This window comes from Streptococcus oralis (assembly GCF_016028255.1).
GTDB lineage: Bacteria > Bacillota > Bacilli > Lactobacillales > Streptococcaceae > Streptococcus > Streptococcus oralis_AC.
This window is the reverse complement of sequence record NZ_CP065707.1, coordinates 1525303-1548613: the sequence shown is the minus strand read 5'-3', so window position 1 is coordinate 1548613 and position 23311 is coordinate 1525303. Positions and strand designations below refer to the sequence as shown.

The 23311-nt window shown below is 36.3% G+C and carries 18 protein-coding genes and 1 pseudogene; 14 read left to right on the top strand and 5 right to left on the bottom strand.

Annotated elements, in window-relative coordinates:
* Nucleotides 1-11 precede the first annotated feature (11 nt).
* The 9 genes and pseudogenes from I6G42_RS07570 to I6G42_RS07530 all read left to right on the top strand — a co-directional run bounded on the left by I6G42_RS07570 (nt 12) and on the right by I6G42_RS07530 (nt 9449).
* Nucleotides 12-1178 carry a restriction endonuclease subunit S gene (locus I6G42_RS07570; RefSeq protein ID WP_038805351.1) on the top strand — a complete coding sequence of 389 codons (1167 nt, stop codon included), beginning with the start codon at nt 12-14 and terminating at the stop codon, nt 1176-1178.
* An 82-nt stretch (nt 1179-1260) separates the two neighbouring features.
* Nucleotides 1261-1497 carry an AbrB family transcriptional regulator gene (locus I6G42_RS07565; protein WP_038805350.1) on the top strand — a complete coding sequence of 79 codons (237 nt, stop codon included), beginning with the start codon at nt 1261-1263 and terminating at the stop codon, nt 1495-1497.
* A complete protein-coding gene (locus I6G42_RS07560) occupies nt 1494-1907 on the top strand; it encodes a type II toxin-antitoxin system death-on-curing family toxin (protein ID WP_038805349.1) in 414 nt (137 codons plus the stop codon). Before I6G42_RS07565 ends, I6G42_RS07560 begins: the two co-directional genes overlap by 4 nt.
* Nucleotides 1908-2028: 121 nt before the next feature.
* Nucleotides 2029-2994: a site-specific tyrosine recombinase/integron integrase gene (xerA, locus tag I6G42_RS07555; RefSeq protein ID WP_000444451.1), complete on the top strand. Its 966-nt coding sequence runs from the start codon at nt 2029-2031 to the stop codon at nt 2992-2994.
* Nucleotides 2939-3592 (top strand): restriction endonuclease subunit S, encoded by a 654-nt coding sequence (locus tag I6G42_RS07550; RefSeq protein WP_080641296.1) that lies wholly within the window; start codon nt 2939-2941, stop codon nt 3590-3592. Before xerA ends, I6G42_RS07550 begins: the two co-directional genes overlap by 56 nt.
* Before the next feature lie 28 nt (nt 3593-3620).
* Nucleotides 3621-6971, top strand: a complete 3351-nt coding sequence (locus I6G42_RS07545) for a DEAD/DEAH box helicase family protein (protein ID WP_038805347.1) — start codon at nt 3621-3623, stop codon at nt 6969-6971.
* Nucleotides 6972-6988: 17 nt separating this feature from the next.
* Nucleotides 6989-7762 (top strand): DNA polymerase beta superfamily protein, encoded by a 774-nt coding sequence (locus tag I6G42_RS07540; protein WP_001194458.1) that lies wholly within the window; start codon nt 6989-6991, stop codon nt 7760-7762.
* 8 nt (nt 7763-7770) lie between these two features.
* A pseudogene (locus tag I6G42_RS07535) lies at nt 7771-8820 on the top strand (hypothetical protein).
* Nucleotides 8821-8837: 17 nt separating this feature from the next.
* On the top strand, nt 8838-9449 hold the full coding sequence (locus I6G42_RS07530; protein ID WP_001070704.1) for a tetratricopeptide repeat protein: 612 nt from the start codon (nt 8838-8840) through the stop codon (nt 9447-9449).
* 670 nt (nt 9450-10119) lie between these two features.
* Here the strand turns inward: I6G42_RS07530 and I6G42_RS07525 are convergent.
* The 3 genes from I6G42_RS07525 to I6G42_RS10165 are packed head-to-tail and all read right to left on the bottom strand — an operon-like array spanning nt 10120 to nt 11972.
* Nucleotides 10120-10938: a TIGR03943 family putative permease subunit gene (locus tag I6G42_RS07525; protein WP_000617744.1), complete on the bottom strand. Its 819-nt coding sequence runs from the start codon at nt 10936-10938 to the stop codon at nt 10120-10122.
* Nucleotides 10935-11840 (bottom strand): permease, encoded by a 906-nt coding sequence (locus I6G42_RS07520; protein WP_000151871.1) that lies wholly within the window; start codon nt 11838-11840, stop codon nt 10935-10937. The genes I6G42_RS07525 and I6G42_RS07520 overlap by 4 nt, the downstream gene beginning before the upstream one ends.
* Nucleotides 11841-11972, bottom strand: a complete 132-nt coding sequence (locus I6G42_RS10165) for an SPJ_0845 family protein (protein ID WP_000268696.1) — start codon at nt 11970-11972, stop codon at nt 11841-11843. It abuts the gene before it with no gap.
* A 195-nt stretch (nt 11973-12167) separates the two neighbouring features.
* On the opposite strand from I6G42_RS10165, the gene I6G42_RS07515 reads away from it, so the two are divergent.
* The 4 genes from I6G42_RS07515 to I6G42_RS07500 all read left to right on the top strand — a co-directional run bounded on the left by I6G42_RS07515 (nt 12168) and on the right by I6G42_RS07500 (nt 19358).
* Entirely contained in the window at nt 12168-16349 is a 4182-nt protein-coding gene (locus tag I6G42_RS07515) for an NACHT domain-containing protein (RefSeq protein ID WP_000790890.1), read from the top strand.
* 117 nt (nt 16350-16466) lie between these two features.
* A complete protein-coding gene (locus tag I6G42_RS07510) occupies nt 16467-18596 on the top strand; it encodes a Tex family protein (protein WP_038805344.1) in 2130 nt (709 codons plus the stop codon).
* Nucleotides 18583-19026 carry a SprT family protein gene (locus tag I6G42_RS07505; RefSeq protein WP_001054540.1) on the top strand — a complete coding sequence of 148 codons (444 nt, stop codon included), beginning with the start codon at nt 18583-18585 and terminating at the stop codon, nt 19024-19026. Before I6G42_RS07510 ends, I6G42_RS07505 begins: the two co-directional genes overlap by 14 nt.
* 59 nt (nt 19027-19085) lie before the next feature.
* On the top strand, nt 19086-19358 hold the full coding sequence (locus tag I6G42_RS07500) for a PspC domain-containing protein (protein ID WP_001092790.1): 273 nt from the start codon (nt 19086-19088) through the stop codon (nt 19356-19358).
* Between the two features lie 104 nt (nt 19359-19462).
* Here I6G42_RS07500 and I6G42_RS07495 read toward each other — a convergent pair whose 3' ends face one another.
* A complete protein-coding gene (locus I6G42_RS07495) occupies nt 19463-20113 on the bottom strand; it encodes an ABC transporter ATP-binding protein (RefSeq protein WP_000571611.1) in 651 nt (216 codons plus the stop codon).
* 1 nt (nt 20114) lies between these two features.
* Complete coding sequence (locus I6G42_RS07490) at nt 20115-22109, bottom strand: DUF1430 domain-containing protein (protein WP_038805342.1); 1995 nt, start codon at nt 22107-22109, stop codon at nt 20115-20117.
* A 443-nt stretch (nt 22110-22552) separates the two neighbouring features.
* On the opposite strand from I6G42_RS07490, the gene I6G42_RS07485 reads away from it, so the two are divergent.
* A complete protein-coding gene (locus I6G42_RS07485) occupies nt 22553-23311 on the top strand; it encodes an ABC transporter ATP-binding protein (RefSeq protein WP_038805341.1) in 759 nt (252 codons plus the stop codon).

Genomic DNA, 23311 nt, shown 5'->3' with positions numbered 1-23311 from the left:
GAGATGCATGTATGAAAAAAGTGAAGTTGGGGGAAGTTTGTGAGATAAGAATTGGCAAGACACCAAATCGTTCTCAAACTTTATATTGGGGAGGTGACTATCCTTGGTTATCCATTTCAGATATGAAAGGGAAAATATTATGTACTACTAAGGAGAAAATAACTCAAGAAGCTGTCCAAAAAGAAAAAATGCAAATTGTTTCAAAAGGGACAGTTGTGATGAGTTTTAAGTTATCTATTGGCAAGGTTGGAATTCTTGCTGAAAATATGTACACAAACGAAGCAATAGCTAATTTTGTGGTTAAAAATAATAAGATGCTTTTTAATGAATATCTTTACTATGCACTACAAGGAATGAATTTTGATAGTTTAACAGACAGGGCTGTGATGGGTAGAACGTTAAACAAGGCAAAGTTGAATAACTTGTCTATTGTATACAACGAGCCTTTTATGCAACAGCAAATTGTTTTGAGATTAGATGGTGTTAATAAATTAATTGAATCTCGTAAACAACAACTATCTGAATTATCAAAACTCGTCAAATCCCGATTTAACGAGATGTTTGGGGATCCTGTTCTGAATGAAATGGGTTGGGAAAAACATAGATTATCAAAATTAACATTAAAAATTGGTTCAGGGGCTACACCTAGAGGAGGAAGAGAAAGTTATGTCAACGAAGGGATAGCACTTATTAGAAGTATGAATGTATATGATGGTAAGTTTATTTTCAAAGATTTAGCTTATCTAACTAATGTTCAGGCTGAAAAATTAAATAATGTAATTGTTGAATCCGACGATGTTTTGCTAAATATTACAGGTGCATCTGTATCTCGTTGCTGTATTGTTCCTCAAAATATTTTGCCTGCGAGAGTTAATCAGCACGTTTCTATAATTCGTTGTAAAAAGCACTTATTATCACCAATATTTTTAAATCAACTTCTAATAACTTCAGAGTTTAAGAGTTTGTTACTGAAAATAGGAGAAAGTTCAGGCGCCACCCGTCAAGCGATAACAAAAAATCAGATTGAAGAATTATACATCCCCCTCCCCCCTCTTTCCCTCCAAAACGAGTTCGCAGACTTTGTGGCTCAGGTCGACAAATCACAATTGGCAATTCAAAAATCACTAGAAGAATTGGAAACCTTGAAAAAATCACTTATGCAGGAATATTTCGGTTAAGATCTGAGATGAAATAGCAGTTTTACACTATCGTTGTAATTACCGTAATTATTTGTTATAATACTTCAAAGGAGGAAATCAGATGGTTGTAAAAACAAGAAAACAAGGAAATTCAATCACCATTACGATTCCAAGCGAGTTCAATATTCCAAGTGGTGTTAAATACGAAGCAAAATTGTTACCAAGTGGTGAAATTATCTTTACTCCTGAAGAATTGGATCATCAGATCTCTTATGTTTCTGATGATGCCTTTAACTTAAAATTGGATACAATTTTTGATGAATACGACGATGTTTTCAAAGCTTTGGTGGAAAAATGACAGTCTATCTAACAGAAAAGCAAATTGAAAAAATCAATGCTTTAGCAATTCAACGGTATTCTCCAAAGGAGCAAATTCAAACAGTTAGTCCTTCAGCGTTAAATATGATTGTGAACTTACCAGAACAATTTGTTTTTGGCAAACCTCTTTATCCAACAATTTTTGATAAAGCAACAATATTATTTGTCCAATTGATAAAGAAGCATGTTTTTGCCAATGCCAATAAACGAACGGCCTTCTTTGTTTTGGTGAAGTTTTTACAATTAAATGGTTATCACTTTACTGTTTCCGCGGAAGAAGCGGTTGATATGTGCGTGACTATAGCGGTAGAAGCTTTAACTGATGAAAAAATGATAAGCTACTCTAAATGGATTTCTGAACATTCTATCAGAGAAAAGGTCAAAAAGTGAGATAGTATGCTGGATTGAAATGAGCATAAGAAAATAAATGAACAGGCAATATTAGAATTCTGTAATGCAGAAACTGATATTGCCTCTTTTTATTGATGAGTAATTATGAAAGTGAGAATTTATGGAATCAAAAGTTACAATTATCATACAAGAAATGTTACCCTTTTTAAACAATGAACAATTACTAGCATTGCGAGAGAGTTTAGAACGCCATCTAGTGGATGGAAAAAAGAAGCAGAAGCATTCAAATAATAATCTGTTGCAACTATTCATCACTGCTAAGCAGGTGGAGGGCTGTAGCGCAAAAACAATACGTTATTATCAGAGAACAATTGAAAATTTGTTTCATCATATTAAGGAGTCTGTGACACAACTGACAACAGATGATTTAAGGAGTTATCTAGCAAATTATCAGTCTGAAAAGGACTGTAGTAAGGCGAATTTGGACAATATTCGGCGTATATTGTCCTCTTTTTTTGCTTGGCTTGAGCAAGAGGAATATATCATCAAGAATCCTATTCGAAGGATTAAAAAAATTAAAACAGAACAAACTGTGAAAGAAACTTATACGGACGAACATCTGGAAATTATGAGAGATAATTGTGAAAATTTAAGAGATTTGGCAATGATTGACCTACTAGCATCAACAGGTATGCGTGTAGGAGAACTGGTCCAGTTGAATCGTTCTGATATTGATTTTGAAAACAGAGAGTGCGTTGTTTTTGGAAAAGGAAAAAAAGAAAGACCCGTATATTTTGATGCTCGTACGAAAATTCATTTAAGAAACTATCTCAATGATAGAAAAGATAGTCATCCAGCTCTTTTTGTAACGCTACTTGGAAAAGCCCAGAGACTTGGAATTGCTGGTGTCGAGATTCGATTGAGAAAGTTAGGACAAAAACTTGGAATACAAAAGGTTCATCCACATAAATTCAGAAGAACCCTAGCGACAAAGGCTATTGATAAAGGAATGCCTATTGAGCAAGTCCAAAAACTACTCGGTCACAGCAAAATTGATACAACTCTGGCCTATGCCATGGTTAACCAAAGCAATGTCAAACATTCACACCAAAAATTCATCTCTTAACTGCAAATCCCGATTTAACGAGATGTTTGGGGACTTATTGTTAAATGAATTTAAGTGGGATTATGCTTCGTTTAATGAGTTTGCAAAATTTGATACAAAAATGATTTCCGATTTTAGCAATTTCATAGATTTACCACACATTGGAATAGATAGTATTGAAAAAAACACTGGAAAACTTATAGGTTATAGAACGGTAGGAGAAGATCAAATCAGTAGTGGAAAGTATTTATTTACTAAGAAACACATTATTTATAGTAAGATTAGGCCTAATTTAAATAAAGTAGCTCTTCCTGATTTTATGGGAGTATGTTCAGCAGACGCTTATCCAATTCTAACAGTTGACGAAAAAATGAATAGGATATTTCTTGCTCATGTGTTAAGAAGTGATTATTTTTTGAACTTTATTTTATCGTTTTCAAGTAGAACTAATTTGCCTAAAGTTAATAAATCTCAAATTTCTAAATTTGTGTGCCCCCTCCCCCCTCTTTCCCTCCAAAACGAGTTCGCAGACTTTGTGGCTCAAGTCGACAAATCACAATTTGCTTGTGGGATAGTTATAAAACTGTGGAGAAATAGCTTGAAATCTAGTATAATATAGCTATCTATTTATTCAAAGTGAGAGAAAAATGGGAAATTTTGATTTTCTTTTAAATAACGAAGAGTATGAATCTTTTTCAAAGCCTTGTATAGAAGCTGAAAATATGATTGCGACATCTACTGTGGCTACTGCTTTTATGGCGCGTCGTGCTTTGGAGCAGGCTGTTCATTGGATATATAGTCACGATTCATATCTAGAAGCTCCCTATCGTGCTACCTTATCTTCTTTGGTATGGGATGATGATTTTAGAGAGATTGTGGATCCTGAGCTCCACAGGCAGATTGTTCTTTTAATTCGATGGGGAAATCACGCTGCACATGGTGGAGAAATTAAGGAACGAGAAGCGATTTTGGCTTTGCATCATTTGTTTCAGTTTGTCAATTTTATTGATTATTGCTACAGTAACAAGTTTGTGGAGCGTTATTTCGATGAGAAGTTATTGCCACTTACAGCAAACATCAAGTTTCGAGAAACGCCGCAATCTATGGCGAAATTACAAAACAGTTTGCCAGATCTTCCTGATTTCGATGAACAGATGGCTAGTCAGTCCTTGGCTGCTCAAGAGACTTATACTGAAAAACGTGAAACAGCAGCTCTACGGCAAGATGTATCTTTCCATATCGATCAACTATCTGAAGCAGAGACAAGAAAACTCTTTATTGATATTGATCTCCGTTTAGCGGGTTGGACATTTGAGGAAAACTGTCGTGTTGAGGTAGCCGTTCATGGTTTGAAGCATGGTACAGGAACTGGATACTGTGACTATGTCCTTTATGGCAAAAATGGGAAAGTTCTAGCAATTGTTGAAGCTAAAAAGGCATCTGTAAATCCAGAAGCAGGGGAAGTACAGGTCAAAGAATACGCTGAAGCTCTTGAGAAACAAATCGGCTATTGGCCAATTTGCTTTATTACCAATGGTTTAAAGCACTACATACTTGATGGTGTTAATCGTCGCCAGATTGCAGGGTTCTACTCTCAAGAAGAGTTGCAACTGTTGATGGACAGACGTCACTTGCAAAAACCACTCGAGGATATTTCTAGCAAAATTAGGGACGACATTTCTGGACGTCATTATCAGAAACATGCGATTACAAGTGTCTGTGAAGCATTCTCCAATAATCGTAGACAGGCACTCTTGGTTATGGCAACTGGTTCTGGGAAAACCCGTACAGCGGTTTCTCTAGTTGATATCCTATCGCGTCATAACTGGGTTAAAAATGTTCTTTTCTTGGCTGATAGAACATCCCTAGTTAAGCAAGCTTATGACTCGTTTAGGAAATTACTTCCAGATCTTTCAGTTTGCAATTTCTTAGAGGATAAAGATGGTGCTCGATCTAGTCGAATGGTTTTTTCAACCTATCCGACTATGATAGGAGCGATTAGTGATCAAGAAGAAGTAAATCAACGCCCCTTCACTGTTGGGCACTTTGATCTCATCATAATTGATGAATCTCACCGTTCTATTTATCAGAAATACAAATCAATTTTTGATTATTTTGATGCACGGATTGTAGGATTAACTGCCACTCCGCGTCAAGATTTAGATAAAAATACTTACGGTTTCTTTAACTTGGAGAATGGTGTTCCAACATACGCATACGATCTGGAAGAGGCTGTCAAAGATGGCTATTTAGTAGCTTATCATTCGATTGAAACGAAGTTGAAACTACCTACGGATGGTCTACATTACGATGATTTATCTCAAGACGAAAAAGAATATTTTGATAGTCAATTTGAAGATGGTAGTTCTGAGAAAGATATTGATCCTGAGGATTTTAATACCTCTATTTTCAATAGAAAAACAGTTAAAATTGTTCTAGATGAACTAATGACAAGAGGGATTCAGACAGCTTCAGGTGACGAAATTGGTAAAACCATTATCTTTGCTAAAAACCATCGACACGCTGAATACATCAGAGATATTTTTAACGAACGCTATCCTGAAAAAGGAAGCGATTATGCTCAAGTGATTGATTATAGCATTAAGCATTATCAAACCTTAATTGATGATTTTAAAATTAAGGAGAAATACCCTCAAATTGCAATTTCTGTTGATATGTTGGATACAGGTATTGATGTACCAGAGGTTGTTAATTTAATCTTTTTCAAGAAAGTGCGTTCTAAAACTAAGTTTTGGCAGATGATTGGCCGTGGAACCCGTCTTTGTAAAGATTTATTCGGCCCTGAGCAGGATAAGGAAAATTTCTTGGTATTCGATTATGGTGATAATTTTGAATATTTCAAAGCTGATCCAAGAGAAGGAGATGGTCGTCACATTGTTTCTCTGACTCAACGTTTGTTTAACACCAAGGTGGACTTGATTCGTGAACTGCAGGAGCTTCGTTATCAAGATGATCAGTTTGCTAGAGAATACCGTCAACAACTCGTCTCAGAACTTCATGGACGTATGGTGAGCTTAAATGAGTTAGACTTTAGGGTTCGTATGGTCTTAGATACAGTTTATACTTACAGAAAGTTGGAAAATTGGCAAAATCTAACGACCGTCACAAGTGAAACAATCCAGAAAGATCTTTCTCCGATTCTATTTGAAGAAAATAAAGAAGACGAGATGGCGAGACGATTTGATTTATGGCTGTTTCAGATACAGTTAGGACAACTGTTGGCTAAGCCAGCAACTGTCCATATATCTCAAGTTATGAAAACAGCTAAAGCCCTTGCTAGGGTTGGCAATATACCACAAGTTTTTGCACAGGCTGAAATTATCAGGAAAGTACAAGAACCTGAATTTTGGGAAGAAGTTAGTTTATCCGAGTTGGAAAAAATACGCCTTGCGCTTCGAGATTTACTACAGTTTCTGGATAAACCGGAACGCACTGTATATTATGTCAATTTTGATGATCACATTCTTTCCACTGTCCATGATACTAAGCCATATTTACAAGTCAATGACCTACGATCTTATAATGAAAAAGTTGAACATTATTTGAGAACTCATCTAGATGATGAAGCAATTTCTAAGTTATACCATAATGAAAAATTGACCTCTCAGGATTTACTTGCACTTGAAACATTGTTATGGGAAAAATTAGGTAGCAAGTCAGATTACCAACAACATTATGAAAATAAGGCAATTCCTAGATTGGTTCGTGAGATTATTGGTTTGGATAGAGAGTCTGCCAATCAAGTTTTTTCTAAATTTTTATCGGATGAGAGTCTCAATGCCAAGCAGATTTCCTTTGTGAAATTGATTGTAGATTACATTGTAGAAAATGGTTGTTTGGAGACTAAAGTTTTAACACAAGAGCCGTTTAAATCGTATGGTTCAGTTCAACTACTCTTTCAACACCAACTCCCTATACTTCGTAATATTGTCCAAACAATTGAACTCATCAATGATCGAGCTGGAGAAGCAGCGTAAATAATAAGAGGTTATAAATGCAAACGCAAGAAGAAATGAATGTTCTGGTACCTGAAAAATTAGCAGAAATTGAGCGTGATTATGGTATCACAGTTTTGTGGGCTATCGAGTCTGGTAGTCGTGCATGGGGCTTTGAGTCTCCTGATAGTGACTTTGATGTACGGTTTATCTACAAACACAAGCGAGATTTCTATCTCCGTTTAAATGAACAGCGTGATGTTATCGAGTTACCAATTGACGATACTTGGGATGTGAGTGGCTGGGATTTAGATAAGACTTTAAAACTCCTTTATAAGTCAAATCCAACACTGTTTGAATGGTTACAGTCACCAATTGTTTATCAACAAACGGATTTTATCGAGCGCATACGTCCTCTTGCCAACCAGTATTTTTCAGAGAAAAAAATGCTTCACCATTACTTGAACACTGCTAGAACTCAAATGAATAAGTATCTTTCAGGAGACAAGGTCAAACCTAAAAAGTATTTCTACGCGCTTCGTCCTATTTTGGCTTGTCGTTGGATCGAAAAATACCATTCAATCCCTCCGATTTTATTTGATGATTTGGTGAAAGAATTGCTGCCGTCTCAAATGAAGAAGCATGTTTCAAGATTGCTTGACATTAAGATAAACAGTCCTGAAGGTATGCAAATTGAGCCTATAAAGCCAATTCAAGATTATATTTTAGATAATATCCAAGAGTTGGATGTATACATCCAAAATGTTACTGACGTCAAGAAAGACTGGAAAGCTCTAAATCAATTTTTCCTTGAAGAATTAGGCCACGACTGAGGTTATTTATGGGTAAATGGACATGTAGATGCGGGCAAGCAATGAACGACCACCGAGCGCCCGATCCAAATGCTTATTCAGTTTATTCGGATGAGTTGTTTGAAGAAATCATGAATAAAGCTGACGACCATAATAAAATTTCTTATGATGATATTTCTGAAGCATCCTTTTATATGTGGAAGTGCCCTGAATGTGGCAGTTTCATGGTTTTTGGCGAAGACGGGGGTAGAGATTGCTTTACTTTTTATGAGCGCCAAGAAGCAGAACAGGTTGAGCCTCTCTTTGATCCGAATCAAGAGCTAAATCTCGTTGTTGTTGAGTTTCAGGAGGGAGGGAATGGCTATACTTATATCTGCGATGACCCAAATATCCATATTGGGCACGCTGTAGTCGTTCCAGCGGGGAAGGAAAATACTGAAAAAACTGCTTTAGTCGTACAGAAGTATCATGCCCTACCAAAGGATATCACTTTTCCCGTTGAAAAGTTAAAACGAGTCACCCGTAGGTATTCACATTTCGACCCACACACTTCGAAAACCGTTTGTAGAAATTTAATTATGCTTGGAAGAATTCTTGATGCTTGCTCTAAAAACGCTAAACCTGCTAATCAGCCATATTATAGTATCAAAACCTCTTTAGGCTATTTCTGGTTAGAGTTAAATGGAGTTCCGATTCCAATGAAAATCACACAGATTCAAGTCAAAGATAAATAGTACCAAGTGGATGGTGCCCTTTATATTAAGCCTTCAGAGATTAACTGTAGAAAATTCTATGAACTGGAATTATGTGCAGATTTTGATCTTGATGCTTCTAGATGGATCGATGTTCTCTCGGATGAAAATGTTTGGGGCAATAGCTGGGAACTAAATGGTCTTCAATTTGGTATTACTGCAGGGGAGTCTCCAGAATTTGAAGACGAAGTTGTTGCAAGAAAATATAGTCGTATCCCACTTTATTATGACTGGCACCCTGAATTTGAAGATTATTATGGATTCAGTTTATCTTGGAAAAAATACGAGTCTAATAGCGACTTATCAATCGATTTCTATACAACATAAGATGCAGGAGGATATGTATGAATCAAGCATGGGATTTATTGTTTGAGGGCAAGATTGAAGAGGCTAAAAAATTAGTTGAAGCTAATTTTTCATTGGAAACTTGCACGGATTTTAGTGTATTAAATTTGATGGGCTATATCTATCTTGAAGAGCAAAATTATAAGGAGTGCTTAAGGATCTACCAGTCTTATATTGACTTAGCACGAACTAAAAGTGACCCAGAAAATGAACATATAGGCTATCATCAGTTAGCCATGATTTATCGTGAAATGGGTCATTTTCAAAAAGCTCTACTCTATATCGATCAGGAAATGCAAATTATAAAAAAATATTTTCCCAATGATGCTTTGAAATTTTCTGTTAACAACTATGAACAAGGCTACCTTCGTTTAAAGTTGGGAAATCTAGAAGAGGCAGAAAGCTATATGCGAGAATCCCTAGATTTTGCTTTGACAACCGAGGATTTCATTGCCCAAGCCTGTGCCTATAGGGGGATGGGAGAGATTTATCTGAAGCAAGATTCAGTCAAATCACGAGATTATTTTTATCAATCTATTCAACTCTTTGAAAAAGCTGAGGATAAAATTGGAGCAGACGAGGTAAGAGCTTTGTTACAAAATGAGAAGTAGTCCAACTGAGCTGAAGAAAAACAGTAAAAAGCGGAGATTCATGGCGCAGAAAAGAGGCTAGTTTATAATTTCAACAACTGGAAGCTATGAAGTTTGACTGAAAAAATCCAGTTATGGGACTTAGTGCATTTATATTATGTCTTCATCTTACAGAAACCGAAAGTCAATAACTATTTTTAATATAAAATTTTGTCTTTTATCATATTTTTTTGAAAAAAGCTAGGAATTTGACTGAAAAAATTTGCAATTCTCCACAAGAAAATATATAATATAGTTGAGATGGAAAAACGTTTTTCAAAAGGAGGTGCACATTATGTTCTTAGGATTCTACTTCCGTTTTTGGTTCAGCATTTGGTGGCGTTAATAGAGGTTAGTGGTTGTTAAATTAAACTCAAATAGCTTTATGCCAGTAAGAAACTGAATATTCAGTTTAATATGAGTTTTATTTTTTCTAGTAAATTAACGTTTTCTATCACAACTCTATTGCAGTTAAGCTATGATATGTGATGATTGTCAACCCTATCTTATTAACATTTTTATGGTCTCGAGAAATCTTATTTCTTGGGACTTTTTCTATTGTTTGAAAGGTTGTGTGTTGATTTTGTTGAGCTAGGAGAACAAAAAAGACAAGCTACTTTAAAAAGTAATTTGTCTGTTGTTGGGTCACTTTTTATTGAAACACGCGATATACATATGGATTTTCTGGTTTGTCTACTTTTGTGAAACTCTCAACTTCTAGTGTTGGGAGTTTTTGTTTGAGTTCTTTATGGTAGTGGAGTGTCAGGGTTCCCCTAGCGGTAATCCAGGTATTGTCAGGATACTGGCGTGAGTTCCCCTTTGTTAAGAGTCCATATACACCAGAGTCTGCGATACAGTGGATAATCCCAAAGCGGAAGAGGAACTGGCTATCTGGATGGCTAGGATCGTTATAAACAAAGCCTGTAAACTCGATTTTCTTTCCTTCAAACTCTTGAGGGTAGTCATAGAGAACTTCCATGACCTCCATATAGTTTTCATCAGTGACTTGAATGGTTGGCTGGGAGAGGTATTTATCAGCTGTAGCCCTCATTTCCTTTTCATAAGCAGATTTGGAAAAATAGGTGCTGGTATCGGGTTTGAGGTATTGACTGGATGTTCCTTCGCTTGCCTGAATGGCTGTGTCGATTCCCTCAGCAAGTGGGAAATGATATCCCTTAGCAGATACGGTTCTCGAGTCCAAACTTACTGTCGGAAAGGCAACTCCAATCAACAGAGGTAGTGACAGTAAAAGGATGCTGATTCGTCTAGCTCGACGACTTTTCAAATGGCTGTGAGAATTGATTTTCTTGATCCAGATGTAGAATTGGACCAGAGCCAACAGAAGAGAAAGGATCATGGAAATATAGACTAGATAGGAATAGTGGAGGTTGATGTAGTGGCTGAGTTTGCCAGATAGCTGCAGATACAGTGTCAGGGCAAAATAACCCAGTAAAATGAAAAATCGGATCATAGCATCACCCCCATCATGTAAGAATAAAGCAAAACAAGAACTGTCACGATGCCCATAAATTGCCAGATGAAGCGCGCTTTGAGATAGTGTTTCATCATGAGGAGATTTTTGATATCAAGCATGGGGCCAATGACCAGAAAGGCAAGGACTGGTGCTAGGCCGAAGCTCGAGAGGAGAGAAGCACCGATAAAGGCGTCTGCCTCGCTACAAAGAGAGAGGAGAAAGGCAAGAAGCATGAGCAAAAGAATCGCAAGGACTGGACTTGCACTGATAGAGGTCAGGATCCGAGTCGGGACATAGACCTGCATGATAGCCGCAAAGAGACAACCAAAGACCAAGTAACGGCCCATATCGAAAAACTCATCAACAGTTTGTATAAAGACCTGAAATACTTTTCTAGCGGGACTCAAGTGTGAAAAGTTATGTTCATGACAAGTAATAGAATTCTCTTTTTGAATGGGTTCCTTCCAGAAAAATCCTAGGAAAATCCCCAGAACCAAAGCAATCACAATAGCTCCCAACGCTCGTAGGAAGGTGATTTTTATCGAATTGCCAAAGGCAGAATATGTAGCGAAAAGAACGATAGGATTGATGATGGGAGCAGTCACCAGAAAGGGAACGGCCGTGTAGCTGGGCACTTTCTTTTCCAGAAAACGATTGATGATGGGAACGATTCCACACTCGCAGGATGGAAAGAGAAAGCCAATGAAGGTACCAAAAAAGATCCTCCCCCAACGATTGCGAGGGAGAAACTCATAGACCTTGTCAGGTGTGATATAGACCTCAATCAATCCCGAAATGAGACTCCCAATCAAGACAAAAGGAAGGGCTTCAATCATGATGGAGAGAAAAATAGCCCCTGCTTGTAAGATGCTAGGAGGAAGAGATTGAAAAATCGTCATCTATTTTTTCTTCTCAACTTTTTCTTTTTTGTCTTTGTCATCTGGGAAAGTGACTTGTGTTAAGTCAGGAAGTTTGGCGAATTCCTCAAACATCTTGTCCAAGTCATCGGTTTTTGTGAATTTAACAGCCATGGGCCCACCTCTTTTCTACATTCTACCTCTATTATACTATTATTTTACGGAAATGGAGGTATTAAACTCGTGCATATTTCTGATTATATCAAAATAGATAGTATTTTAAATTAAATTTATATGACTCATAGGATTTTAATATTATTTATGCTAAAATTAGCATATCTGATAAAATATATTTAGGATGGTTTTTCAATGAAAAATAAGATAGCTTGGAGTAATTTTGAATCTATACATAGTGATGTAACAGATACTTTTGAACAATTATGTAGGATACTATTTAAAAGACAATTTTTAGATAACACCTGCGTTTTAACTTCAAGCCCAAATCATCCAGGCATTGAAGTTTCACCTATTTATAGTCCTAAAGTGAATAAAATAATTTCTTTCCAGGCAAAATATTTTTTTAATAGAGTAGATTATTCTCAAATTCAAAAATCAGTAAACAAAACTATAGAAAAATATGCTGAACAACTTGATGTCTTCTATCTCTACTGTAATAAGGATTTAACATTAACAAGTTCAAGTTATAAAAGAATTGTAGAAGCTTTGAAAAATGCTGATATTGAACTAAGGGTTATTAGCAATAATGAAATTCTAACTCAAGTTACGCAGTATACCGATTTACAATCCTTCTTTTTTGAGAATCATATGATAACAAAGGATTGGTTTGAAAATTATAATCAATTATCATTTGATTCATTAGGTATGAGGTATAACCCAATGTTTAATGTTGAGACTGGAACAGATGAAAAAATTCATCTTTTTACTAGAAATCAAAAAGCTGTTGATAAAATTAATGGTAAAAAAATAGAATTCCTCAAAGAGTTAGATACGCTCTTTAGCTTAAGAGGAAGTGAGATAATTTTTAAAATTAAGAAATTTATTGACAGTTTAGAAGATGTAACGGTTGATAATATAGAGAATTATTTAGAGTGGAATGATAAAATTAATCGTAGTTTAGAGTTCGAACTTGAAAAATTGAGTATTAATAGGGAAAATCTAGATAATAAAATAGAGTCAACTAGTGATTTATCTTCGGAAAATCGGAATAGAATATTCAATCAAGTACGTGATATAGATAGATTGATAGGGTATCTAAACTGGATTGGAAGTTCAAACAAAGAGGAGGCACTCATCAGCGATAAAATTCTTGTTGTCACTGGAGAAGCAGGTATGGGTAAAACTCAATTACTTGCAAATTCTGTAAAGGAAACAATGAGTGAGGATGGATATGCACTTCTTTTGTTAGGACATCACTATCTATCTAGTAGTGATATTTCTAAACAAATTATGGAGAAATTTGAATTTGATTATGGATTCCGTGAATTCTTAGATATGTTAGATATTCTGGGGGAGATTGAGAATCAGCACATATATATTTTTATTGATGCAATTAATGAGACTCCAAATCGAAGTGTGTGGAAGAATGGATTATCAACGATTATTTCAGAAATATGCAGGCGAAAACATATTAAACTTGTACTATCTGTGAGAACAGGATATGAAAAACTCGTTTTTGAAGAAAATATGATAGAACGACTAAAAAGTGGGGAACTTTTAAGAATTACGCATCATGGTTTTCAAGATGATTCTGTAGTAGCAATTAAAGAATTTCTAAATTTTCACAATATTCCATTTTCGCCATCTGAGTTATTAAACTATGAGATGACGAATCCGCTGTTTTTAACTCTATTCTGTAAAACGTATAATGGAGAAGAATTAAATCTTTTTCAAATGTTTGATCGTTTTATTACTTTAATTGATGAAGAAATTCAGAAAGCCTTAGGTATTCCGGATTCGGGTAAAATATTAAAAAAATTATTATTAGAAATTGCCGAATGTCAACTTAGTAATAGCAATAATTATCTTATCGAGGAAGAACTATTTCAAATGAAATTTTGGTCATATTACGGCATTCAAAATAAATCATACTTTCTTTCTTTTCTGCTTAAATCAGGTTTAATGATTGGCAATGTACGTCAAGATAAAGAAGTGTATTCCTTTGGGTATAATCTATTAGAGGATTATCTTAAAGCTCAAAAGATTATGGAGTTTTCGTTTGATAAGGAAGAATTAGATTCTTATCTTGAAAAAGAGCTATTGAAAATCGAAAATGGAGAGATTCAAAATAACAAAAACATAGATACTTTTCTCTTTGTATCTTGTTTCTATTTTGAAGAATATGATGAAGACTGTATAAAGTTGATTGAAAAGATTTCTAACGAATATGATTGTTATGATTTAGCCAACAGATATTTAAAGAGCTTTTCTTGGCGACCAGTAGATACAGTAAGTAGAGAGCTTTTTAGAAATATTGCAAATAATTACCCTACAAATTATCAAGATGTTTTCAATGTTTTAATCGAAAATGCGATTAAAGAAAACAGTCCTATAAATTCGGAGTACTTACATGAAATTCTTTTTCCTAAGCAGTTAAATAAACGCGATAGTCTTTGGCTACCATTTATCAATAATTTAACAAATGAATATGAGAGAGTTTTTCAATTGATTTGCCTTTTTGATGAAGGTAATAAAATTGATTCCCTTTCGAAAGAGAAAATTAAGTTGCTTTTAATATTGTTCACATGGTTGCTAGCTTCTTCAAATAGAAGGTTACGTGATATAACATCAAAAGCAATGATTGAAATTTTGAAGAATAATTTTGAGTTTAGTGAATATCTATTACAAAAATTTGAAACAGTTAATGACCCTTACATTATTCAAAGATTATATGGCATTGTTCTTGGTGCCTGTACGAAAAAAGAAATTCCATATGAAAATGAGTTTCAATCTTTAGCAGAGTTTATCTATTCAAGTATATTTGATAAAGAATTCAACTATCCAGATATTTTACTGAGGGATTATGCAAGATTGATTATTGAAAGATATTTATTTGAATTTCCTAAAAATAGTGCCAAAATAGACCGTTTAAATATAATTCCTCCTTACAATTCTAAGCCGATTCCTATTGTTACTCCTAGCACCTATAGTAGCTTGGATAGTAAAAGAGGAGGCTTTGACAGAATAGATACTTCTATGAGACCAGAAGGTGTCGGTATGTACGGTGATTTTGGAAGATATACTTTCCAATCAGCACTAAATCGGTTCAAGAACGTTGACATTGAGAATCTATATCATTATGCAATGCAATATATTCGAGATGAGTTAGGATATTCAGATGAATTGTTCACTGAATATGACATTTCATGCGGGCACCCTCTTGATAGAGGAAGAAATCACACTATTGAGAGAATTGGAAAGAAATACCAATGGATTGCATTTTATAATATTCTAGCAAGGGTTTCAGACTTTCATAAGTTAAAGGGTTGGAGTAACTCATCTGATGAGGAATATAAAGGTGCTTGGGAACCATATGTTAGAGATTTTGATCCTACTTTAAATTGTCATTTCATGCTTCCTTTAGAATCACTTCCGAAATTCACTATTGAATATAATGAAAACTTTATCGAAGATACAGGAGTTAATAATCAACAAATTAATGAGTGGATTTTACACAAAACAAGTTTGTTTGATATGCCTTTAACTTATAAAGATAATGATGGGACAGAATGGACATTGCTTTATCAACATAAAGAAATTAAAAACCAAAAAGATGAAGCTTCTGATACATTTTCATGGTTTTGTGAAGGTCATCAGAGAACGTGGAGAATTATTGGTGCATATTTTGTAAAAAACGGTGAATTCGATTCTTTAAAATCTAATTTTGAAAAAAGTGAGATGTTCAAAAATGGAATACAGTCTGAAGTAACCTCTCTATATCAGATATATAACAGAGAGTTCCCATGGTCACCAGGTGTGAAAGAAATTGTAGAAGATTCTTGGTTCAACTATAATGTAGAAACTGGTGAGGAAGAAATTAAACGTCAAAAAGTTCTTGATTTCATTCAATCTGGCGAAGAGGTTGAACTAGTTGAAAAAGAAGAGTATTTTACTGTTAAAGTAAAAAAGACACTTGCCAAGCTTTTGCCTGCCCATATTCATTTTTGCTGGGAAGAAGAATATGATGCTTCTAAAAAAGAAACTATATCATTTGATATTCCTTGTCCAGAGTTGATTGGCAAATTACATTTAGTTCAGAAGAAGTATGATGGATATTATTTTAGTCAAGAGGGAGACTTAGTAGCTTTTGATGGTGAACTAACAAATACTATAAATGGATTGATCATACGAAAAGATTATCTTGATCAATTTTTAAAAGAAAATGATTTAAGTGTATTTTGGAATTTTATTGGAGAAAAACAATACTTTACCAAATCTCCTCGAGACCAATATTATAGTAGATGGAGAGGATTGTTTTGGATGGAAAAAAATTTAATTCAGCATGATATTGGGCTAGTTGATAAAAGTTTTTAAGTTTTGCATTAAAAATGGAAGACTAAAATATAGATATTATAGAAGATTAATCAAGTAAATATAAAAACCGTTTTTAGAGAAGAGACTCTATTGTTTCCCTTATGGTATAATAGATTTATGGATAAAAAATATGAAAAAATCTCCCAAGATTTGGGAGTAACCTTAAAGCAAATTGATACCGTTCTAAGTTTGACGGCTGAAGGGGCGACTATTCCTTTCATCGCGCGTTACCGAAAGGACATGACTGGTAGTTTGGATGAGGTGGCGATTAAGGCCATTATCGACCTGGATAAAAGTCTGACAAATCTCAACGACCGTAAAGAAGCTGTCTTAGCTAAGATTCAAGAACAAGGCAAGCTAACTAAGGAATTGGAAGCAGCTATTTTGGCAGCTGAAAAATTAGCAGACGTTGAAGAACTTTATCTTCCATATAAGGAAAAGTGTCGGACCAAGGCAACCATTGCCCGTGAAGCTGGACTCTTCCCTCTCGCTCGCTTAATTTTGCAAAACGTAACTGACTTAGAGAAAGAGGCTGAGAACTTTGTCTGTGAAGGATTTGCGACTAGTCAAGAAGCCTTGGCTGGAGCAGTTGATATCTTGGTCGAATCCTTATCGGAAGATGTCAATTTACGTGCTATGACTTATCAGGAGGTGCTGAGACACTCTAAACTTACTTCGCAAGTCAAGGATGAAAGTCTTGATGAAAAACAAGTTTTTCAGATTTATTATGATTTTTCAGAGACAGTTGGCAACATGCAGGGCTATCGTACCTTGGCCCTCAATCGTGGGGAAAAACTAGGTATTTTGAAGGTTGGCTTTGAACATGCGACGGACCGTATCTTATCTTTCTTTGCTGCTCGTTTCAAGGTGAAAAATGCCTATATAGATGAAGTGGTTCAACAGTCAGTTAAGAAAAAGGTCTTGCCTGCTATCGAACGACGCATTCGGACAGAATTGACTGAGAAGGCAGAAGAAGGGGCTATCCAACTCTTTTCTGACAATCTGCGCAATCTCCTCTTGGTTGCTCCGCTGAAAGGGCGCGTGGTTCTAGGATTTGACCCTGCCTTTCGTACAGGTGCTAAGCTGGCTGTCGTTGATACAACAGGAAAAATGCTGACGACCCAAGTCATTTATCCTGTTAAACCAGCTTCAGCTCATCAAATCGAAGAAGCCAAGCGAGACTTAGCCGACTTGATTGGTCAGTATGGCGTAGAAATTATTGCTATCGGAAATGGAACGGCCAGTCGGGAAAGTGAAGCCTTTGTGGCGGAAGTTCTGAAAGAGTTTCCAGAAGTCAGCTATGTTATTGTCAATGAAAGTGGAGCTTCTGTCTATTCTGCTAGTGAACTTGCTCGTCAGGAGTTTCCAGAATTAACCGTTGAAAAACGCTCTGCTATCTCTATCGCCCGTCGTTTGCAAGATCCCCTTGCTGAATTGGTTAAAATTGATCCTAAGTCAATTGGTGTCGGTCAATACCAGCACGATGTCAGTCAGAAGAAACTGTCTGAGAGTCTGGACTTTGTCGTCGATACCGTTGTCAACCAAGTTGGTGTCAATGTCAATACAGCCAGCCCAGCTCTTCTCTCCCATGTAGCTGGACTCAATAAAACTATTTCTGAAAATATTGTCAAATACCGTGAGGAAGAAGGGAAAATCACTTCACGCGCCCAAATTAAAAAGGTTCCCCGTCTGGGTGCCAAGGCCTTTGAACAGGCAGCTGGCTTCCTCCGTATCCCAGAAAGCAGCAATATCCTTGATAATACAGGAGTTCACCCAGAAAATTACGCTGCTGTCAAGGAACTCTTCAAACGCTTGGATATCAAGGACTTGAATGAAGAAGCCCAAAGCAAACTCAAGTCCCTTTCAGTCAAGGAAGTGGCGCAAGAACTTGACCTTGGACCAGAAACCCTTAAAGATATCATTGCCGACCTTCTCAAACCAGGTAGAGATTTCCGTGATTCCTTTGATGCTCCTGTACTCCGTCAAGATGTACTGGATATCAAAGACTTGAAAGTCGGCCAGAAGCTGGAAGGTGTGGTACGTAATGTCGTTGACTTCGGTGCCTTCGTTGATATCGGGATTCACGAGGACGGCTTGATTCATATTTCTCATATGAGTCGCAAATTTATCAAACACCCCAGTCAAGTGGTGTCAGTGGGAGATTTGGTAACGGTCTGGGTTAAGAAAATCGATACTGAACGTGAAAAAGTCAACCTGTCGCTTCTCGCTCCAGATGAATCTAACTGAGTATGTTCAGTCTGTTTCCCTCGAAGACTTTGGTAGACCTTTCACCCACCAAGCCCAGTGGAATTCTCGTTTGCGAACGACAGGTGGACGATTTTTTCCAAAGGATGGGCATTTGGATTTTAATCCCAAGGTTTATAATGAACTAGGTTTGGAAGTCTTTCGCAAAATCGTGCGCCATGAACTCTGTCACTATCACCTTTATTTTCAGAAAAAGGGTTATCGCCATAAGGACCGAGAATTTAAGGAACTATTGAAAGAAGTGGATGGACTGCGCTTTGTACCACCTTTGAAAAGTCAGGATAGTTACCTAGTCTATCAGTGCCAATCTTGCCAGCAAATCTATCAACGCAAGAGAAGGATTGACACAAAACGCTATCGCTGTGGCATCTGCCGAGGTAAACTCGTTGTCTTAAATCGGCCTAAGGACTGATGTTCTTGGTCCCGTTTTATGCTATACTATTTGTAAGAATACCGAAAGAGGAAACAATCATGAATACAAAATTTTATAAAATGAGACGAAATCGTATGGTGTCAGGAGTTTTAGCTGGTCTATCAGACAAGTGGAAACTTGATGTAACCCTAGTACGCTTTCTCTTCGCCATTTTTACTGTGGCAAATTTTGGAATCGGTGTGATTATTTACATCATCCTTGCCTCTATCTTGCCAACTAAGGAAGAGATTGAAGCTGAAATGTACGGAACAGGACCACGCAAACGCAAGGAAGCCCAAGCTATTGAAGACAATGATGGCTGGTTTTGGTGAGATTTAATAGGAAGTATTTATTATTTGCACTATGTTACTTAAAAGAAGCAGCATAAATGACTGAAAATCCCTTGTGGTTATTTAGCCACAAGGGATTTTGGTATTTAAGTATATTCTTTTCCATCTTGAGAGAGATGAATTACCTGATCAGCCATTTTCCAGATACTAGGATTGTGAGTTGCGATGATAATTGTTCTATTAGCATTACGAAGTTCAAGGAGAATTTCCATAATTTCCTTGGAATTTTTTGGATCTAGCGAGGCGGTAGGCTCATCGGCTAAAATTAAAGGAGGATTTTTCAGGATAATCTTAGCAAGCGCTACGCGTTGAGCTTCACCACCAGATAATTCATAGATTTTTTGGTTGAGACTTAGATAATCTAGTCTGACAGCTTGTAGTGCTTGAAGAAGAAGTCTCTCTTTTTCTTGTTTCTTGTTCTGTTTTTTGCCAATCAGTCCCAGCTCAAGATTTTCTCGAATGGTCTGACTTTCTAATAGTCCGAAGTTTTGGAAGAGATAACCTAGCTCGTTACGATAGAATTCCTCATTTTTTAGTGAAGTCAAAGACTTTCCTTTGTAAACGATTTCTCCTTTGTCGAAAGTCTCTAGTTTTGCAAGCATATTGAGCAAAGTGGTTTTTCCACAACCACTGTCTCCTATCAAAGCATACACTATACCACTTTGAAAATTCAGATTCAAGTCTGAAAAAATAATACGAGAACCAAATTGTTTCCAAATATGTTGCAATTCAATCATACTATCCTCCTTTGATAATGCTAGCATAGGTTTTACTTTCCTTCTTATCACAAATCTTCAATAAAAGAACGGCTAAACTTGAAAAGCTGAAAAATAGGATCAGGGTAATCCAGATATTCTTAGAAATAATGAAAGCTAGACCACTTCCAAGAAAGAGAGCTATTATTTGAGAAGTGATATATCTATTGTGTAATTCAAAGAAATAATAGCCTGCGATTTTTTTCAAGAATATGGTTTTGCGAAAGGCTTCAAAATAGAGCAGATTTAAACTTGTAAACAGCAAAATTGAAGTCAAAATAGCAAACATAGCACTCGCTAAGTTACTAAAAATTTCTATTTTAATTTTTTGATTTAACTGGAGATAGGTTTCCCTAGCAGACGATAGCCCTGAGACCATATGATCAAGTTGATAGTGTTTCAAGAGTTCTTGTGTCTGGTGGAGGTCTGTAAAATAGAGATATTCTAGATTTGTAAACCAGAAGATGGAGGAAGCCTTGCCAAGTGCTTTAGGAGAAAGCACAAGAAAGATGGGATTTGATAACCATTGATCATAAGCAATATGGGCGGTATTATAGAGAAATACATCATTTTTTTGATTGGTATAAGCTATACTAACTTCGACAGTTTGATTAGACTCGCTATTGTATAATCGGTTGGCTAACTCTTGTTGCAAGTTTGCTTTTATATCTTTTTCATTTTTTTGTAGTTCTTCTGGGAGTACGGCAAGAATCTGTCCATCTTTGAGGGTGCTGATTTTTTGAAAGATTTCTGATGATAATTCTATACCTTCCTTTTTGAAGTAGCTGGGCGTGACGTAGAGAATATTTTTTCCTTCCACACCATAAGGGTTATTTTCAGTTTCATTATGATTTGAGGTAGCTTGCTTAAGAGCTTGCTCAACTAGATTATGTTTAATAAGGAAGGCATTCTCATTATCTATAGCATGCTGAATAAAGTCAAACCATTTATCAGCATTTGTCTGCAGTTCATCTAAATTTTTCATCTGACTGGAACGCCCTGTTTGAAGAGTAACAACATTGGAGCGTTGTTCCCAAGTAGCTTGTCCAGCCTCATTTTTCTCAAGGATATGATAGTAAGTAGACATACGTCCAAATCCTACAATAACCAGTAGAATGGCAAGTACCTGACCAAAGTAGAGAATGCGTAGAATTGACTTGATTGGTAATTTTCCTTTGATGATAGAGAGGAGATGAACTTTTTTTAAAGAAATGGTAAAAAGAAAGGCAATTAGAAGACTAAGTAAGAGAAGTAGGCTATTGTAAAGAATAAAAAGTATTCCTAGAAAAGTCTGAACTTCATAAGGATATCCTAGGGAAATGAGCAAGACACTTGCTATCAGCAAAGCAGGTAGACCAAAAAGAAGGATATCAAGTCCGTCTCTTGCGAGAGAACGAAAGAAGAGATGGCTCAGTCGTTCTCCAGAAATCAATCGAATCCCTGACTGAGAGAGAGATTGAATTTGGCCAATAACAATCAAAGCTAAGAAAGTCAGCAAAAAGATTAACATACTGGTAAGCTGATTAGGTTGGGTAAAGAGGGCAAGTACAAAGGATACTCTGTCATTTTCAAATGCATTCGCTTTTTCTAGTCCAAGTTCTTTCAGATGAGTGGCCAATTCTTGACTAGTTAGGGATCCGCTGATAATATTGTAGTTGTTGAGAAGATCGCTCTTGTGAATGCTTTCTTGACTTGCTGGAGGCATCCAGTCTGGGAGTTTCCCATCTCCAAAAACTTCGTAGTAAGTTTGTGATTTTCCATCACTATCTACTTCCCAAATGGTTCTTGCGATAAGACTATTATGTTCTTTAGCAAGACTATTTAATTCTTCTTTAACGGTAGAATAATCTGCTTGCCCACTTAATACTGCTGCACCCGGGAACAGGATTTGTGGAAGAGAGTCTTTCCAAAAGGACAGAGTGGCAATGAGAAAGAAAGTTAAAAGAAGATTGCTGATGAAGAGAAAAACACGTTTCATAGGAACCTCTTTCTAAAAAGAGGGGCTGAACCTCCCTCCTTATAGCAGTGATACGAATGATAGTTTAGCACTTTTAAAAATAATTAGCAGAAAGCCAATTCTTTTAAAAGATGTTAAAGAAAGCCTTTTCATAATTTAATTTTACTATTATTTTAAGAATAAAACAAGCAATGACAGGACTTCTTATAGTAGCTATTTTCAAAAAAATTCCTCAATCTTACAAAAATGTAAGATTAAAGTCTCTTTTGTAAGGTTAGGTTATGGCAGGCCGCCTTTTTTTGCGATAAACTAGACTCATAAAGAACAAAGGAGCAAAAACATGAAAAGAATCTTACAAAAGAAAACAAGAAAACCAAGTCAAAAAGATATCGAGCGTGTTCAACTGGGATGCGCTATGATGCAAGCACAGTTTCAAATGATGGGATATTAAGAAGGAGAAAATCATGACACTTTTAGATGTAAAACACGTTCAAAAAATCTACAAAACACGTTTCCAAGGCAACCAAGTAGAAGCACTCAAAGACATTCACTTTACTGTAGAAAAGGGTGACTACGTTGCTATCATGGGAGAGTCTGGCTCAGGGAAGTCTACCCTACTCAACATCCTAGCAATGCTTGACAAACCAACTCGTGGTCAGGTTTACCTAAATGGAACAGACACAGCAACTATTAAGAATTCCCAGGCTTCAAGTTTCCGTCGTGAAAAGTTGGGATTTGTCTTCCAAGACTTTAACTTACTAGATACCTTGTCTGTTAAGGACAATATCTTGCTTCCGTTAGTTTTATCACGAAAATCCATTACGGAAATGATGAAGAAATTGGTAGTAACCGCTGAAAATCTGGGCATCAACCAATTGCAAGAGAAGTACCCTTATGAGATCTCAGGTGGTCAAAAACAGCGGGTAGCAGTAGCACGCGCTATTATCACCGAACCTGAAATTCTTCTTGCCGATGAGCCAACAGGAGCCCTTGACTCCAAGTCATCTGCGGCTCTTCTAGATGTTTTTGATGAAATCAATGAGCGTGGCCAAACTATTCTTATGGTAACCCACTCAACGGCAGCAGCCAGCAGGGCCAAGCGCGTTCTCTTTATCAAGGACGGCATTCTTTACAACCAAATCTACCGTGGAGACAAGACAGAGCGTCAGATGTTCCAAGAAATCTCTGATACTTTGACTGTTATGGCAAGCGAGGTGAATTAG

What these genes read in the sequence shown, in the direction of transcription:
- I6G42_RS07570 (WP_038805351.1), top strand. Translation starts at nt 12, where the DNA reads ATGAAAAAAGTGAAGTTGGGGGAAGTTTGTGAGATAAGAATTGGCAAG.
- I6G42_RS07565 (WP_038805350.1), top strand. Translation starts at nt 1,261, where the DNA reads ATGGTTGTAAAAACAAGAAAACAAGGAAATTCAATCACCATTACGATT.
- I6G42_RS07560 (WP_038805349.1), top strand. Translation starts at nt 1,494, where the DNA reads ATGACAGTCTATCTAACAGAAAAGCAAATTGAAAAAATCAATGCTTTA.
- xerA (WP_000444451.1), top strand. Translation starts at nt 2,029, where the DNA reads ATGGAATCAAAAGTTACAATTATCATACAAGAAATGTTACCCTTTTTA.
- I6G42_RS07550 (WP_080641296.1), top strand. Translation starts at nt 2,939, where the DNA reads ATGCCATGGTTAACCAAAGCAATGTCAAACATTCACACCAAAAATTCA.
- I6G42_RS07545 (WP_038805347.1), top strand. Translation starts at nt 3,621, where the DNA reads ATGGGAAATTTTGATTTTCTTTTAAATAACGAAGAGTATGAATCTTTT.
- I6G42_RS07540 (WP_001194458.1), top strand. Translation starts at nt 6,989, where the DNA reads ATGCAAACGCAAGAAGAAATGAATGTTCTGGTACCTGAAAAATTAGCA.
- I6G42_RS07530 (WP_001070704.1), top strand. Translation starts at nt 8,838, where the DNA reads ATGAATCAAGCATGGGATTTATTGTTTGAGGGCAAGATTGAAGAGGCT.
- I6G42_RS07525 (WP_000617744.1), bottom strand. Translation starts at nt 10,938, where the DNA reads ATGATCCGATTTTTCATTTTACTGGGTTATTTTGCCCTGACACTGTAT.
- I6G42_RS07520 (WP_000151871.1), bottom strand. Translation starts at nt 11,840, where the DNA reads ATGACGATTTTTCAATCTCTTCCTCCTAGCATCTTACAAGCAGGGGCT.
- I6G42_RS10165 (WP_000268696.1), bottom strand. Translation starts at nt 11,972, where the DNA reads ATGGCTGTTAAATTCACAAAAACCGATGACTTGGACAAGATGTTTGAG.
- I6G42_RS07515 (WP_000790890.1), top strand. Translation starts at nt 12,168, where the DNA reads ATGAAAAATAAGATAGCTTGGAGTAATTTTGAATCTATACATAGTGAT.
- I6G42_RS07510 (WP_038805344.1), top strand. Translation starts at nt 16,467, where the DNA reads ATGGATAAAAAATATGAAAAAATCTCCCAAGATTTGGGAGTAACCTTA.
- I6G42_RS07505 (WP_001054540.1), top strand. Translation starts at nt 18,583, where the DNA reads ATGAATCTAACTGAGTATGTTCAGTCTGTTTCCCTCGAAGACTTTGGT.
- I6G42_RS07500 (WP_001092790.1), top strand. Translation starts at nt 19,086, where the DNA reads ATGAATACAAAATTTTATAAAATGAGACGAAATCGTATGGTGTCAGGA.
- I6G42_RS07495 (WP_000571611.1), bottom strand. Translation starts at nt 20,113, where the DNA reads ATGATTGAATTGCAACATATTTGGAAACAATTTGGTTCTCGTATTATT.
- I6G42_RS07490 (WP_038805342.1), bottom strand. Translation starts at nt 22,109, where the DNA reads ATGAAACGTGTTTTTCTCTTCATCAGCAATCTTCTTTTAACTTTCTTT.
- I6G42_RS07485 (WP_038805341.1), top strand. Translation starts at nt 22,553, where the DNA reads ATGACACTTTTAGATGTAAAACACGTTCAAAAAATCTACAAAACACGT.